We start from the raw sequence: 14,807 nt of genomic DNA, 5'->3' as shown, positions 1-14,807 counted from the left end.
TTGATTGCAAGGCTCTTTTTGTTTATGAGTGTTAAATATTAGTATATCTTACTTTTCGTTCTTTCTAATGGTCTCTACGAAAGTATTTAATTCTTTACCATATTTTGATTCTTTTACTTTTGGAGTTAAAGACTTATTAATGGTATCTAACAAATCGATTCTTGCATTGTAAATTTCAGATAGAGCTAAAAAAGGAGCAACTTCGCTATCCTTATGTTGTAGTGCAAAATTAACAGTGTATAGATATTTTCTTTTTAAAGAGCTGTTTTCTTCATTTTGAAGCGCTGCGTACTTCAGTGTGTCTTTTGCTATTTGTGCTTCAAATTTTTCTTTGATAATCTCTAAATTTCTATTATTAACTTTTGAGATAAGGTCCCTATAGTTTTCCAAAACTTCTTGCTGCTTAGATCCTTTAATTTCTGCATCGTAAACAAAGTTTTTAAGTGTGGTTTTAATTTCAGTAATGCCTTTATCTGCAAAAAAGCCAATACGATCTTGTTCGGTACTCTTTTTATCTAAGTCTAGATAGAACATCTCTGGGGATTCTATTTTGCTGTGTAATTCGAAACTTGAATTACCATTAATAACAATGGAATCTACAGTTACTAAAACAGTGTCTTGTACCTTTTTTAGGTAAACTGTGCCTTTTTTAAGATCTTTTATATGCGCTTTTACGGTTAAATCGTTGTCGTTACTACCACAAGATAATAGAGTTGTAGCTACAAGTAGTATTAAGAGTTTTTTCATGAGTTGGAGTTATTTTATAAAGGGGCAAATATCTAATAATTAATTTTTATAAACTAAAACCTAACAGTATTTTAGATACAAATGATTGAGCATATGTTGTTAAAGTAATCACAAAACAAAATGACAGCATTTATTTTCGCACAGGTATTGTTATTTTTGTATCAGAATGCATTTATGTTACAGTTTATTGAGTGGTTACTTTAAACTTGTAAGTGCAATTCATATTTTTGGTTGGTTAGTTAGTGAAAAAGCACCTCTTTAAAGAGGTGCTTTTTCCATTTATAGTGATTAGTGTTTGAAAATAAAAAAAATGATACCTCATATTTCAGTATTAACTGATAAAATTGTAGTCTATTTCTACTTTTAAATGGTTTTTTAGGGACAAATGTTAAGTATTTGTGCGTTTAATCGAAAATAATGGTATTTAGTCGTTTTAATTAGGAAAGTATTCTTATATTTGGAGTGTACTAAATAATACATTTTTTTAGTTCAATGGATTAATTAATTAATATTTGCAATATGTTGTTGATATGGCGACCCCAAATCGAACTTCATAAAACAAAGAGCAAATTGATAAGAAACCGAGTTTGAGGGAGCTCGGTTTTTTTATGCCTTATTTTTAAAATTTAAAGTTTGTTTATTTCTATTTTGACAAAAGGTGCAAGAATAGCAGACGTAAATTATTTTATGATTGATCTGCTTTTATAAAAGCTTATTTATTTTCTAAATTCGCAGAAATAATTTTACAAATGAAATTAAAGATTTTCATCCTTTTTTATTTAAGCGTATTTAGTCTTTTTGCGCAGCTTCCAGAGGGTTTTGTTTATGTTAAGGATATCATTCCTGATTTAGATGTAGAATTACGTTATCATACTTCTTATAATTTTGTAGGTAAACCTGTAAATGGTTATCACTCCAATAAATTGATATTAACTCTAAAGGCCGCTCAGGCTCTTAAAAAGGTTAATGATGATTTACAAATGCAGAATTTATGCTTAAAAGTCTTTGACGGTTACAGACCACAGCGTGCAGTAGATCATTTCATGAGTTGGGCTAGAGATATGAATGACACGTTGACAAAGCAGATTTTTTACCCACATATAAAAAAGAAGTATTTATTCCAGGAGCAATATATTGCAACGCATTCAGGACATAGTAAAGGAAGTACCTTAGATTTAACGATTATAGATGGAAATACGGGAGAAGCTTTAGATATGGGAAGTCCATTCGATTTTTTCGGACCGGTTTCATCGTATAACAATCAGGAAATTACGGAGCAGCAAAAAGCGAATAGAAAACTATTACATGATTTAATGCTGAACCACGGTTTTAGAGGGTACTCCAAAGAATGGTGGCATTTTACCTTACGTCATGAGCCTTTTCCAAATACTTATTTTGATTTCCCAGTGGAATAGAACTTAGTACGTTTTAATACCAACGTTTCTTTTTCTTTTTTGAAGCTTCGCTTTTGCGTCCTTTTTTATGTTTGCTTCCTGTTTTATTAGATTTATGCACAATGGGTTTTGCTTTAGGATCTAAAGGGTAGGGGTGTTCGTCAATGACATCCAATTGCAATTGAATGAGCTGTTGGATGGTTTGAATATAAGTTTTTTCATCTGCAGAACAAAGAGAGTAAGCCATACCTTTATTACCAGCTCTTGCCGTTCTACCTATACGATGTACGTAAGTTTCCGGAATGTTTGGCAGGTCGAAGTTTACAACGGCATCTAAGTTGTTAATGTCAATGCCTCGAGCGGCGACATCGGTTGCAATTAAGATGTTTACGTCTCCTTTTTTGAACCTGTCTAAAGCATCTTGTCTAGCTGTCTGACTTTTATCACCATGAATACTGTCCGCTTTATAACCATTTTTGACGAGTGTTTTTTCAAGTTTTTCCACACCAAATTTTGTACGTCTAAAAATAATGATGTTACCCTTTATGGTGTTACGTAATAAATGTAGACACAATTCTATTTTATTCTTTTTCGGAACAAAATATAGTAATTGATTAACGTTTTTAGAGGTTGAAGAGTTCTGTGCGACTTCAATACGCTCTGGGTTTGTTAAAATGGAATTCGCTAATTGTTCTACTTTATAAGGTATCGTTGCAGAAAATAACAACACTTGCTTTTCTTTGGTGCAAAGGCGCTCAATTTTTTTAACATCGTCTATAAATCCCATATCAAGCATCAAATCGGCTTCATCTAAAACTAAGGTTTCAACATAATCTAGGTTTACAAAATCTTGTTTGTGTAAGTCTAATAAACGACCAGGGGTGGCTATTAAAATATCTAAACCTTTTTTTAGCACTTCTTTTTGTGGTTCTATTGAAATACCGCCAAAAACAACCGCCGTTCTTAGGTTGGTATATGCACTATAGGTTTTAAAATTTTCTTCAATTTGGGAGGCTAATTCACGCGTTGGACTAATAATTAAAGCCTTAACTTGTTTACCCTTTTTAGGTGCATCTTGTCTATCAAATAAAGATTGTAGTATAGGAAGCGCAAAAGCAGCTGTTTTACCAGTACCGGTTTGTGCCGAAACGATAACATCCCTTTTTTCTAAAATTAAAGGAATTGTTTTTTCTTGAACCAAAGTAGGATTATCGTATCCAGCTTCAGCTACAGCTCTTAAAAGCGGTCTGTTAAGTTTTAAATCTTTAAATGACATGAAAAATAATTTACTGCAAAGATAACTGAAATTGCGCTGGGTTGTCTATCAAAACTTGATTACAAAACCAACAAGCCATTTTCTTTTAAAGTTGTGATAGGTTTTGAAAACCAAAACAATTCAAAATCTTCAAAATGTGTTTCAAAATCTTTTTTCAAATCTGAAACTGTTAGGGTTTTCTCGTTTTGTGGTGTTAGCTTCTGAAGAATTTCAATAAACCAATCGCCATAATCCTTTTGTAAAATAATTTCAAAGGCCTCTGTTTGTGAATGAAAATTTAATTTCAGATTATGATTGGTGTAGCCTTTTTTAGTTTTTGTGTGCCATGTTACTAAGGGCTGGGTACCTAACCAAACTACCTTTGCTCTCGGTTTTATTTTTAAATCGACCGTTGGTTCTAAACAGTCATATATAAAATCATGTTTGATTGTGGTATGCGGAATTTTAAAATCAAACCAGTCCTGTAATGGCAACTCAAAACCAATACCGTGCATGAAGTTAAACAACGATTTTTTTAATCCGTAACTAAAAATAGAGTGATCTATACCAGTATCATCCGTGAAATCGACATCGTTATTTGCAAAAGTAATCGCCTTGTAATTAGGTGTAATATGATAATTGCTTGGTTCTAAGCCAATAGGACTATGAGCTGTTAGGGCAAATTGATGCCAGAAACCCGATTGAATGATACCTATCTCAAAAAGTTGACGCACCATTTCTAAGCTGTCAACAGTTTCTTGTATCGTTTGTGTTGGGTATCCATACATGAGGTAACTGTGTACCATGATATTGGATTCGGTAAAGTTCCTAGTAACCTGCGCGACTTGTTCTACGGTAACGCCCTTATCTATAAGTTTTAATAAACGATCGGAAGCTACTTCCAGGCCGCCAGACACTGCAATGCACCCGGAAGCTTTTAATAGTTGGCATAAATCGTATGTAAAGTTCTTTTCAAATCTGATGTTCGCCCACCAGGTTACTGTAATTTTACGTTTTAATATTTCTAAAGCCAAGGCTCTCATTAGAGCTGGAGGAGCTGCTTCATCAACAAAGTGAAAACCAGTTTCGTTGGTTTGCCCTATAATTTGTTCCATACGGTCAACTAACAACTTCGCCGTAATGGGTTCGTAAATTTTAATATAATCTAAAGAAATATCGCAAAAAGTACATTTACCCCAGTAGCAGCCGTGAGCCATGGTAAGTTTGTTCCAACGGCCATCACTCCATAAGCTGTGCATGGGGTTAGCAATTTCAATGACAGAAATGTATTGGTCTAAAAGTAAATCTGAATAATCTGGTGTACCTATATCAACCTGTTTATAATCTGGTTTTAGGCTGTTATTTTTATAGGTTACTTTTTCGTTTTCTAATAAAAGCGTTCTTTTATAAAGTTTATCGTTATTCTTATTGGTGGTGTTACTTATGTTTTGAAACAACAATTCTATAGGTAATTCACCATCATCCAAAGTGATGAAATCGAAAAACTCAAATACTCTAACATCGGTAACCGAACGTAATTCTGTATTTGGAAATCCGCCGCCCATAGCTGTTTTTATATCAGGAAAGTGCTGTTTTATGAATTGCGCACATCGAAAAGCACTGTATAAATTTCCCGGGAAGGGTACCGAAAGACATATTAACTTTGGATTTGTAGACTGAATCTGTTTTTCAAGAATTTCAATGGTAATTTGATCAATATAAGTAGGATGTTCTTGGAGGTGGCCATAAAGTTCATCAAAGCTATTGGCACTTTGCCCTAGTCGTTCAGCATATCTGCTAAAACCAAAATTATCATCGATACATTCAATAATAAAATCTGATAAATCTTCAAGGTATAAAGTTGCGATATGTTTGGCTTTGTCTTGAAACCCCATGGATCCGAAAGCCCAATCCATATCTTCTAGCTGATTAAAACGAGAGGCACGTGGTAAAAAGTTATCGGTACAAATTTGTCTTGCAAGCGTTTGATTCTTTCCTTGTAAAAATTGAATGACCTGATCTAAAGGTTTGAGATAAGCATCTTTTAAAGCGTATATACGTTCACAGTTTTCTGAAACAATGCGGTTGTTTTGAGAAGCTAAATGAAATAATTCTTCAAAAGTTTCTTTTTTGAATAATTCTAAAATGACTTCTATGCCTAAATCCATTTGATAAGCGCTAATACCTTTTGTGTTTAGAAAACCTTTAAGATAAGCCGTAGCGGGGTAGGGCGTATTTAGTTGCGTAAAAGGAGGCGTGATGAGTAATAAGTCTTTCAAAATAGTGAGTAAATTGTTGTGCAAATATAGTTGAAAAGACTTTGCTGAAAGACTAATAGAGGATTGGTGTTTGTACTTTACACCTTATGAAATTGGAGTTCTAAACTAGAACTGTATTAACTAAACATGAGTTTTTTTAATCTTCATAGCATTCCATGAGTTGTCAATTGCGTAGAGCTTTGTTGGTTTTAAACGGTAATCGCCTAAAAAATCCCAATCAAATTCAATATGTAATTTCGAAATTTCACTTATTGAAGTGTTATTCGGGTAAAATACCCAAACTATAGAATCGTCCAAAAGTCTTGGAAATAACGTAAGCATTTGATTGATGAATTCATCCTTGTTGTCTGCGAACACCAAAGCGCACTCTACACAAGATGTGGTAACTATAGATTCTGAATATGAAATATCTTCGAAAACCTCATTAAAAGCCTCAGGCTTATTCAGAATATAAATATCACTATACTGATGCAGTTTTAATTTTTTTGTAGTCTTGCTCATAAACTAAAAATACAAAAAAAAGATATACAATGAAATCTAATTTTTAGAAATTCAAGTGTCGTTACTTCAAATGTTTTTTAAGATCATTTCGAAGTTTTATAGGAAGAGCTTCGTTGCTTACGGCTCTTTTTAGGTGGTCTTGGTTTTTTTCTTTGTCAAAAATTAACTTAAAAAGGGCTGTTGTGGTTAAGCTATTTTCAGCCTGTTCTATAAGTTTAAAGGTGTCGCCTGACTGTGCGGTACCTTCATTCAAAACTCGAATATAGGTTCCTGGAAAGCCATGATTTATAAATTGTTTCAGAACGTTTTGAGTACCAAATTTAACCCCTAATTTAAAGCAAGGTTCTCTATGTTCTGTAATTTGTATTCTAGCATTACCCACGCTATAGATGTCGCCTACGTGAATTTTAGTCTCATCTAAACCTGCTACCGTTAGGTTTTCACCAAACATGCCCCAATTCCATTCTAAGTTTGGATAAAGTGTTTTCCAATAGGCGTAATGGTCTTCAGAAAATAAATAACAGGCTTTAAATTCTCCACCATGATATTTTCTATCGGTAACGGTATCGTTTTCAACATCGCTTTTTCCTAAGTAAATAGGTGCAGAAGTGGGGGTTTTATAAATACCTGTTACAACTGGCTTGTCGTTCCAAATAATGGTTTTAGGTTTAGAGGTATTTGTAGAAATTATTTTCAAAATATTATTTAGAATTTAAAATATTATTATGCGGAACATCATGGTGCATTTGAGTCATCAAAATTAATAAAAAAACCACTTCTATTTCTAGAAGTGGCCTTATTATATAAAGAGTGCTTGTTTAATCTACAGACACCAGTTCTACCTCAAAAATTAAAACAGAACCAGCAGGGATACTACCTTGAGGCGTGTTACCGTAACCCAAATGTGCAGGAACATAAAATGTTCCGCTGCCACCTTCTTTAAGGTATGTCATGCCTTCTGAAAATCCTTTTATTAGGTTTTCTAAATTAAAAGATATACCACTAGTATTTTCGTCAAACGTTTCTCCATCTAGAAAATGGCCTTTGTAAATAACGGTTACATTATTTGTTTCGGTTGGATGTTCGCCAGTTCCAGGCTCATCAATAGAATAATATAATCCGGAATATGTTTTTTCTGCTGTTAAGTTATTTTCAGCTAAATATTCTTGAATTTCTAAGTCGTTTTCGGTGTTGAAATTGACGTAAATGAGTTCTAGATCAAATATAATCACGGCACCCGCTGGGATATCTCCCGAGCTATTGTCTCCATAAGCTAAATGAGCGGGAATTACTAGCGTGGCCGTTGCGCCCTCTCTCATATAGGATAAGCCTTCTTGCCAGCCTTTAATTAATTGACTAAGGTATATAGAGATGCCTTCTGTGTTCTCTTCAAAAACAGTTCCGTCTGTAAAATAGCCTTTGTATGCTACTTTAACACGATCGGTAGCCAATGGCACGGCGCCTTTACCTTGTTCGTTTATTATATAGTATAAACCTGAGCCACTCTTTTTAGCGTCTAGGTTGTTTTCTGCGAGGTATGTTTGAATTTCCGCTTCGTTTTCTGCAGAGTAATCATGTGGAACTTCATCTTTTTCACAGGCTGTAAAAAGCACTAATGCACATATAAATAGGAATTGTTTCATGGGGGGAATATTGTATTAAAACTTTATAAGATTCTTGGCCTTGTAGATTGGGGTTAAGAAACTAATCAACTTTGCTAAAACGAAGCGTCTCATTGTTGTTAGCGTCGTAAAAATATAGTGTTAAGCCCTCTCGTTTATAACTTATAGCGTTTGATATAGCCTTTGTGTAGGCGTCTGGAACTTCCATATTCATACACATTTTACGTGTCATGATAATAGGACCAAAGTCGATCGTATTTTCTGTTAAGGTTTTGATACTACCTGAATAGCTGTTGCAACCATCGGTACCAAAAATCATCATTTTTGTAATGTTTATTTCTAAGTTAGGCACTTCTGTCTGGCTATTATCAATAGTGTTTCCGTTAATATGTGTTGCCGCCCAAATATCATGTAAGTTCATTCTTGGGTCTTGTTTTTTCTCTAAAACTTTTACCAATTTATACTGAATTGTTGAAGCATCAGCAGGAACAGACTTAGCATCTAAATGGGTTTTAGAAACCTCAATGTTTTGGAGTAAACCAGGTTCAAAGGTAAAACCTTCTATTTGGTTGTAAAAATTGGTCCATTCGGCATTTTCTATGTCCTTACCTTCATATGCTTGTAAACACTGGGCTTTTCCTGCGCCAGCATCACATTCAACTTTCATGCTGTTAATCCATAAGATGGAAGTTTCGTCTTCGTTTGAAGTACATGAAATGCTCATAATAGAAATTAAAAATAGGGCTGAAATTGTTTTGATGTAAGTCATAAATAGGTTTTTGTTATTAAGTAGATGTGTGATGATGTAAAAGGTTGCGTATAGATTAAAAAAAAATGATTATTTAAAATAAAGCAAAAACCACCCTGTAAATACAAGGTGGTTCTTAAAAAAAATGTGATGAGATTCCCTTTTTCAAGGGAATTATACCAATAAAATGATATTGTTACTTTATCATTTCGTAACTACGTTTAATGAAGTTTGTAAGTTCTTCACCTTTAAGTAGCCCTTGTGATAAACGTGCTAAATCTAAACTTTGAGTAATTAAACGTTCTTGTTTTTTCTTCGTTTTAGTGTCTAGAATTTCACTTACCAATTCAGAATTTGTGTTTACTACGAGGTTGTACATCTCTGGCATATTTCCAAACATGTTCATTCCACCACCGCCAGTTGCTTGCATCTCTTTCATACGACGCATAAATTCTGGTTGTGTGATTGTGAATGGAGACTCGTTGCTATCCATAGCTTCTAACTGCACTGTAAATTTGTCAGAAGGAATGACTTCTTTTAATAATTCGTCTAAAGATTTTGTTTGCTCTTCGTCTAATTTAGAAATTGTTGTTTCGTCTTTCTTAATTAAATTATTAATATGATCACCATCTACACGAGCGAAAGTGATATTTTCTTTCGTGCTTTCTAACTTCTGAATTAAGTGAGAAATAATTGGTGAATCTAATAGTAATACTTCATAATCTTTAGCTTTAGCCGATTCGATGTAACTGTGTTGCGCCTCTTTATCTGAAGCGTAAAGAATCACTAATTTACCATCTTTATCTGTTTGAGAAGCTTTGATTTTGTTGAAAAGCTCTTCGTAAGTGTAATATTTACCATCAACGGTTGGGTATAATGCAAAAGCATCTGCTTTTTCGAAGAATTTTTCTTCAGAAAGCATACCGTATTCAATGACGATTTTAATATCATTCCATTTTGCTTCAAAATCTTCACGATTAGAATTGAATAATGATTTTAATTTATCGGCAACTTTTCTAGTAATGTAAGATGAAATCTTTTTTACAGCACCATCAGCCTGTAAATACGAACGTGAAACGTTTAACGGAATGTCTGGTGAGTCAATCACACCACGTAACATCGTTAAGAATTCAGGAACAATACCTTCAACATTATCGGTTACGAATACTTGGTTTTGATACAGTTGAATTTTGTCCTTCTGCATTTGCATATCGTTCGACATTTTAGGGAAATATAAAATCCCTGTCAAGTTGAACGGATAATCTACATTTAAGTGAATGTTGAATAAAGGTTCTTCAAATTGCATTGGATACAATTCTCTGTAGAAACCAGTATAATCCTCTTCTTTTAAATCAGCTGGTTGTTTGGTCCAAGCTGGATTTGGGTTGTTTATAATGTTGTCAACCGTAATTTTTCTGTGCGGCTCAGTCGTTTCTTTACCTTCAGCATCTTTTGTAGTCGCAGGTTCGTGGTCAGGATCGTTAATTTCCTTAGTTCCAAATTTAATTGAAACAGGCATAAACTTGTTGTACTTCAATAAAAGTTCACTGATTTTACTTTCTTCTAAGAATTCAGTCGAATCTTCAGCAATGTGAAGGATGATTTCAGTACCTCTTTCGGTTTTATCTGAAGGCTCTAAAGTAAATTCAGGAGAACCATCGCAAGTCCAATGTGCTGCAGGTTCGTCTTTGAAAGATTTAGTGATGATTTCAACTTTTTCAGCAACCATAAACGCTGAGTAGAAACCTAGTCCGAAATGACCAATAATTCCAGAATCTTTAGCAGAATCTTTATATTTATCCAAAAACTCTTCAGCTCCAGAAAAAGCCACTTGGTTAATGTATTTTTCTACTTCTTCAGCAGTCATACCTAAACCTTGATCTATAATATGAAGCTTTTTACCTTCTTTATCAATTGTAACTTCAATTTTTGGGTCGCCATATTCAACCTTGGCTTCACCAATATTCGTTAAATGCTTTAATTTTAAAGTGGCATCTGTGGCGTTACTAATAAGTTCACGTAAAAAGATTTCGTGATCGCTGTACAAGAATTTTTTAATGAGAGGAAAGATATTCTCTACCGATACATTAATGTTTCCTTTTGTCATGGTATTATTGTTTTATTTTATTTTTATTTTCCACGGAAGTGAAAAACGTTTTGATTTTTATTATCTGAAAAACAAATAGACAACAAAAATGCCAATTGATTAAAAGTGACAAACTGACACTATGCAAAAGAAACTATAGGATTCTAGTTTAATCGTAATATTTTGTATTTTGCTTATGCATAAAGCGATTGGCGCTTTCGCGGAAATAATAAAAGGTTTGTAATTATGTATAATTCTAAAATAATAGGCTTAGGTAAGTATTTGCCTGATAACGTGGTAACCAATGACGATTTATCAAAGTTAATGGATACGAATGATGAATGGATTCAAGAACGTACAGGCATTAAAGAGCGTCGCTGGATTGCTGAAGGTAGTCAAGAAACTTCGGCCACGATGGGTGCTAAAGCCGCTAAAATAGCCATTGAACGTGCGGGACTTACAAAAGATGACATTGATTTTATCGTGTTTGCTACATTGAGTCCTGATTATTACTTTCCTGGTTGTGGTGTTCAAATTCAAGATATGTTGGAAATGCCAACAATTGGAGCGCTAGACGTTAGAAACCAATGTTCTGGCTTTGTGTATGCGATTTCGGTTGCCGATCAATTTATTAAAACAGGCATGTATAAAAATGTGCTAGTAATTGGTGCCGAATATCATAGTAACGGACTAGATAAATCTACGCGGGGTAGGGGTGTTTCGGTAATTTTTGGAGATGGAGCTGGTGCTTGCGTCATGTCGCGAGAAGAAGATAATTCTAAAGGGATTCTATCTACACATTTACATAGTGAAGGGAAATATGCAGATAAATTAATTGTAGAATCACCGAGCATTGCTCATTGGGTTCCAGAAATTTTAGAATCTGAAGAAGAGGATATTTCATATTTTCCATACATGGATGGCACTTTTGTGTTTAAACATGCTGTGGTTAGATTTAGCGAAGTGATTATGGAAGGTTTAATGAAAAATAACTTGAAAAAAGAAGATATTGATTTATTGATTCCGCATCAAGCGAATTTACGTATCGCACAATTTATTCAGCAGAAGTTTGGATTAAATGACGATCAGGTTTTCAATAACATTATGAAATACGGAAATACCACCGCGGCATCTGTTATTATAGCTCTTACCGAAGCCTGGGAAGAAGGTAAAATAAAAGAAGGGAATCATGTGGTTCTTGCAGCTTTTGGTAGTGGGTTTACTTGGGCTAGTGCTATTATTAAGTGGTAAAATGATATAAAAAACTATAAAAGCCCGAACGTGAATTCGGGCTTCTCTAGCTATTAATCAACTTCAACTAACACTTAAAGTTAATAAACTTACTTCTTAGTCGTGCAAAATTACGATAGATTTCGTAACTATCTGATTTTTAACGATTTTTAACATAAAAAGAAAAGCTCGAAACGAATTTCGAGCTTTGTTATACAAATCTTTTATGACGAATTTTAATATCTGTAGATGACTAACTCTAATAATTATAATGATTCGTTTTAGCTAGATTGTATGGTTTGGTAACGTCTATAAGTTAATTTTATTGCAATAATTCAACTTTTTTACATTTAAATTGTTGTTTTCTTGTTTAACGACATATAAAACAGATTAAATACAATATTTTATTAAAAATAAATGATAATGAAGAACAAAAAAACACTTGTTATGGGAGCTTCTTTAAAGCCTATTAGGTATTCAAATATGGCTATTGAGCGCTTAGTTTCAAATGATATGGACGTCGTGGCATTCGGATTAAGAAAGGGCGTGGTTTCTGGAGTCGAAATCGATACAACTTTGATTCCTTATGAAAATATACATACTGTGACCTTATATTTAAATCCTACGCGACAAAAGGAGTATTACGATTATATTATCACATTAAATCCAGAACGCGTTATTTTTAATCCAGGAACCGAAAACCCTGAATTTTATGCGCTTCTAAAAGAAAATGATATTTTTTATGAAACGGCCTGTACTTTAGTGTTGCTTTCTACGAATCAATACTAATCCCAAAAAGGTGAGTAGGCCATTTACAATTAAAATTTCGAAACCAATTTGGTACCCGTCAAACAAATCAATGGAATAGGCATTTATTAAATAGGAAACTAGTGGTGCAATTATAGCTATAATCCACACGTATTTGTCTTTTAGCTGGCTTTTAGTAAAAATACCAAATGCAAATAGGCCTAATAGTGGTCCATAAGTGTAGCCCGCTGCTTTAAATAATTCCCAAATAACAGATACGTCTTTAAAAATAGAATCAAATAGTACGATTACAAGAACAAGTACAAGGCTAATAAAAATGTGCGTACGTTTCCTTATTTTCTTCTGAATGGCTTCAGGTTTTTTATCAATTTCAATAATATCAATACAAAAAGAAGTCGTTAGCGATGTTAAGGCTGAATCAGCGCTTGAATAAGCAGCAGCAATTAAGCCGAGCAGAAAAAAGGAAGAGGTTATAATGCCGATTTCCGGTAGCATGGCTATGGTTGGAAATAAATCGTCTTTTTTAGCTGTAATACCGTTTTGGTTGGCGTACTGTGTTAAAAGCAAGCCTAAAACTAGAAACAGAATGTTTACAAATATTAAAATGACACTAAAAGAAATCATATTTTTTTGAGCCTCTTTTAGGTTTTTGCAAGTCAAATTCTTCTGCATCATATCTTGGTCTAAGCCAGTCATAGTAATGGTGATGAACATGCCAGCAAGAAAGCTTTTTATAAAATATTGCGGGTCATTAATGTCTTCAAAGAAGAATGTTTTACTCATAGGGCTTTCCGTTACATTGGTGTAAATCTCTGAAATGCTATGTAAATCTAATGCCGAGGCTAAAAACACGATAGTAACTACAACCGAAATTAGCATAAAAAGTGTTTGTAGTGTGTCGGTGAATATGATGGTTTTAATACCGCCTTTAAAGGTGTACAGCCAAATTAAGGCAATGGTGATGATCACTGTTACCGTAAACGGAATGCCGTATTGGTCGAAAACGAGTAGTTGTAAAACCTTAGCAACTAAAAACAAACGGAAGGCAGCGCCAACCACACGAGAGATTAAAAAGGCAACAGCTCCGGTTTTATAACTTACATAGCCAAAACGATCTCTTAAATAAGTGTAAATGGAGGTTAAATTCAGTTTATAGTAAATAGGTAAAAGCACGTAGGCAATAACCAAATAACCAAAAAAGTAACCAAAAACGACTTGTAAATAACCAAATTGTTTGACTTCAACAGCGCCAGGAACAGAGATAAAGGTAACCCCAGAAAGTGAAGCGCCAATCATACCAAAGGCTACTAAATACCAAGGCGCCGATTTATTAGCTTTAAAAAACGCTTCGTTACTATCCTCTTTCCCTGTTAAGTAGGAAATTAAAATTAAAACAACAAAATACGCGAAAATGAGCAGCAGAATTTGAGTGGGAGTCATCAATTTTTATTTTGAGCCAAAATACAAAAAAGCTTGAGTTTTTATTCTTTTTGGTGTTTCCTTTCATATGTTTTAAAAAATGCTAATTTCGCAACTATGGAATTTTCATCTAAAATATTAGAACGTGCTGTTAATGAGATGTCACAACTTCCAGGTATTGGTAAACGTACAGCGCTTCGTTTAGTGTTACATATGCTCAAACAACCTAAAGAGCAAACTACAGCTTTAGTTGAAGCGCTAAGAACTATGCGTGAGGATATTAAGTTTTGTAAATCTTGTCATAATATTAGTGACGTAGCCCTTTGCGAAATTTGCTCAAACCCAAATAGAGATGGCGGTTTAATTTGTGTAGTTGAAGATATAAGAGATGTTATGGCTATTGAAAATACCAGCTCTTTTAAAGGTTTGTATCATGTTTTGGGAGGTAAAATTTCTCCAATGGATGGTATTGGACCACACGATTTAAATATAGGAACACTAGTCGATAAAGTTAAACTAGGCGAAATAAAAGAACTTGTTTTCGCGTTAAGTTCTACAATGGAAGGGGACACAACAAACTTTTACATTTATAAGCAGATTCAAGAATATAATGTTTTTACTTCAACTATTGCGAGAGGGATTTCGGTTGGAGACGAATTAGAATATGCCGATGAGGTTACACTCAGTAGAAGTATTGTAAATAGAGTGCCTTTTGAAAATTCTTTAAAATTATAAAAAAAACAACTCAAAAATCAATT

Annotated in this window: 13 protein-coding genes; 4 read left to right on the top strand and 9 right to left on the bottom strand. The window is 33.8% G+C overall.

Annotated elements, in window-relative coordinates; all coding sequences use genetic code 11:
* Positions 1-48: 48 nt before the first annotated feature.
* Positions 49-747 (bottom strand): DUF4369 domain-containing protein, encoded by a 699-nt coding sequence (locus tag Q4566_RS08065; protein WP_303420127.1) that lies wholly within the window; start codon positions 745-747, stop codon positions 49-51.
* Between the two features lie 749 nt (positions 748-1,496).
* Between Q4566_RS08065 and Q4566_RS08060 the strand changes: the two genes are divergently transcribed.
* Positions 1,497-2,162: a M15 family metallopeptidase gene (locus tag Q4566_RS08060; protein WP_303420126.1), complete on the top strand. Its 666-nt coding sequence runs from the start codon at positions 1,497-1,499 to the stop codon at positions 2,160-2,162.
* 13 nt (positions 2,163-2,175) lie between these two features.
* Here the strand turns inward: Q4566_RS08060 and Q4566_RS08055 are convergent, their stop codons facing one another.
* The 7 genes from Q4566_RS08055 to htpG form a co-directional block, all read right to left on the bottom strand.
* A complete protein-coding gene (locus Q4566_RS08055) occupies positions 2,176-3,417 on the bottom strand; it encodes a DEAD/DEAH box helicase (RefSeq protein WP_303420125.1) in 1,242 nt (413 codons plus the stop codon).
* A gap of 59 nt (positions 3,418-3,476) precedes the next feature.
* The gene (locus Q4566_RS08050) at positions 3,477-5,675 is read right to left on the bottom strand and encodes a radical SAM protein (protein ID WP_303420124.1); all 2,199 of its coding nucleotides are present in this window, start codon (positions 5,673-5,675) and stop codon (positions 3,477-3,479) included.
* 120 nt (positions 5,676-5,795) lie between these two features.
* Positions 5,796-6,176 (bottom strand): hypothetical protein, encoded by a 381-nt coding sequence (locus Q4566_RS08045; RefSeq protein WP_303420123.1) that lies wholly within the window; start codon positions 6,174-6,176, stop codon positions 5,796-5,798.
* Positions 6,177-6,237: 61 nt separating this feature from the next.
* Positions 6,238-6,873: an MOSC domain-containing protein gene (locus Q4566_RS08040; RefSeq protein WP_303420122.1), complete on the bottom strand. Its 636-nt coding sequence runs from the start codon at positions 6,871-6,873 to the stop codon at positions 6,238-6,240.
* A gap of 121 nt (positions 6,874-6,994) precedes the next feature.
* A complete protein-coding gene (locus tag Q4566_RS08035) occupies positions 6,995-7,819 on the bottom strand; it encodes an FKBP-type peptidyl-prolyl cis-trans isomerase (protein ID WP_303420121.1) in 825 nt (274 codons plus the stop codon).
* Positions 7,820-7,880: 61 nt separating this feature from the next.
* Entirely contained in the window at positions 7,881-8,567 is a 687-nt protein-coding gene (locus tag Q4566_RS08030) for a DUF4377 domain-containing protein (protein WP_303420120.1), read from the bottom strand.
* 175 nt (positions 8,568-8,742) lie between these two features.
* The gene (htpG, locus tag Q4566_RS08025; RefSeq protein WP_303420119.1) at positions 8,743-10,653 is read right to left on the bottom strand and encodes a molecular chaperone HtpG; all 1,911 of its coding nucleotides are present in this window, start codon (positions 10,651-10,653) and stop codon (positions 8,743-8,745) included.
* A 225-nt stretch (positions 10,654-10,878) separates the two neighbouring features.
* Here htpG and Q4566_RS08020 point away from each other — a divergent pair, with 225 nt between their 5' ends.
* Positions 10,879-11,883, top strand: coding sequence for a 3-oxoacyl-ACP synthase III family protein (locus Q4566_RS08020; RefSeq protein WP_303420118.1), 1,005 nt, complete (start codon positions 10,879-10,881; stop codon positions 11,881-11,883).
* 402 nt (positions 11,884-12,285) lie between these two features.
* Positions 12,286-12,651, top strand: a complete 366-nt coding sequence (locus Q4566_RS08015; RefSeq protein WP_303420117.1) for a CoA-binding protein — start codon at positions 12,286-12,288, stop codon at positions 12,649-12,651.
* Here the strand turns inward: Q4566_RS08015 and Q4566_RS08010 are convergent.
* Positions 12,622-14,070, bottom strand: a complete 1,449-nt coding sequence (locus Q4566_RS08010; protein ID WP_303420116.1) for a sodium:solute symporter — start codon at positions 14,068-14,070, stop codon at positions 12,622-12,624. The genes Q4566_RS08015 and Q4566_RS08010 overlap by 30 nt on opposite strands.
* A 96-nt stretch (positions 14,071-14,166) precedes the next feature.
* Here Q4566_RS08010 and recR point away from each other — a divergent pair, with 96 nt between their 5' ends.
* Complete coding sequence (gene recR / locus Q4566_RS08005; protein ID WP_303420115.1) at positions 14,167-14,784, top strand: recombination mediator RecR; 618 nt, start codon at positions 14,167-14,169, stop codon at positions 14,782-14,784.
* Positions 14,785-14,807 lie beyond the last annotated feature (23 nt).

This window comes from Tamlana sp. 2_MG-2023, from assembly GCF_030548465.1.
Taxonomy (GTDB): Bacteria; Bacteroidota; Bacteroidia; order Flavobacteriales; family Flavobacteriaceae; genus Pseudotamlana.
The sequence above is the reverse complement of the archived record's forward strand: the minus strand, read 5'-3'. Positions and strand labels throughout refer to the sequence as shown.

Excerpts from the sequence above, each read along its gene's own strand:
- Q4566_RS08015 (WP_303420117.1), top strand. The coding sequence starts at position 12,286 with ATGAAGAACAAAAAAACACTTGTTATGGGAGCTTCTTTAAAGCCTATT.
- Q4566_RS08045 (WP_303420123.1), bottom strand. The coding sequence starts at position 6,176 with ATGAGCAAGACTACAAAAAAATTAAAACTGCATCAGTATAGTGATATT.
- Q4566_RS08030 (WP_303420120.1), bottom strand. The coding sequence starts at position 8,567 with ATGACTTACATCAAAACAATTTCAGCCCTATTTTTAATTTCTATTATG.
- Q4566_RS08060 (WP_303420126.1), top strand. The coding sequence starts at position 1,497 with ATGAAATTAAAGATTTTCATCCTTTTTTATTTAAGCGTATTTAGTCTT.
- recR (WP_303420115.1), top strand. The coding sequence starts at position 14,167 with ATGGAATTTTCATCTAAAATATTAGAACGTGCTGTTAATGAGATGTCA.
- htpG (WP_303420119.1), bottom strand. The coding sequence starts at position 10,653 with ATGACAAAAGGAAACATTAATGTATCGGTAGAGAATATCTTTCCTCTC.
- Q4566_RS08020 (WP_303420118.1), top strand. The coding sequence starts at position 10,879 with ATGTATAATTCTAAAATAATAGGCTTAGGTAAGTATTTGCCTGATAAC.
- Q4566_RS08035 (WP_303420121.1), bottom strand. The coding sequence starts at position 7,819 with ATGAAACAATTCCTATTTATATGTGCATTAGTGCTTTTTACAGCCTGT.
- Q4566_RS08065 (WP_303420127.1), bottom strand. The coding sequence starts at position 747 with ATGAAAAAACTCTTAATACTACTTGTAGCTACAACTCTATTATCTTGT.
- Q4566_RS08055 (WP_303420125.1), bottom strand. The coding sequence starts at position 3,417 with ATGTCATTTAAAGATTTAAAACTTAACAGACCGCTTTTAAGAGCTGTA.
- Q4566_RS08010 (WP_303420116.1), bottom strand. The coding sequence starts at position 14,070 with ATGACTCCCACTCAAATTCTGCTGCTCATTTTCGCGTATTTTGTTGTT.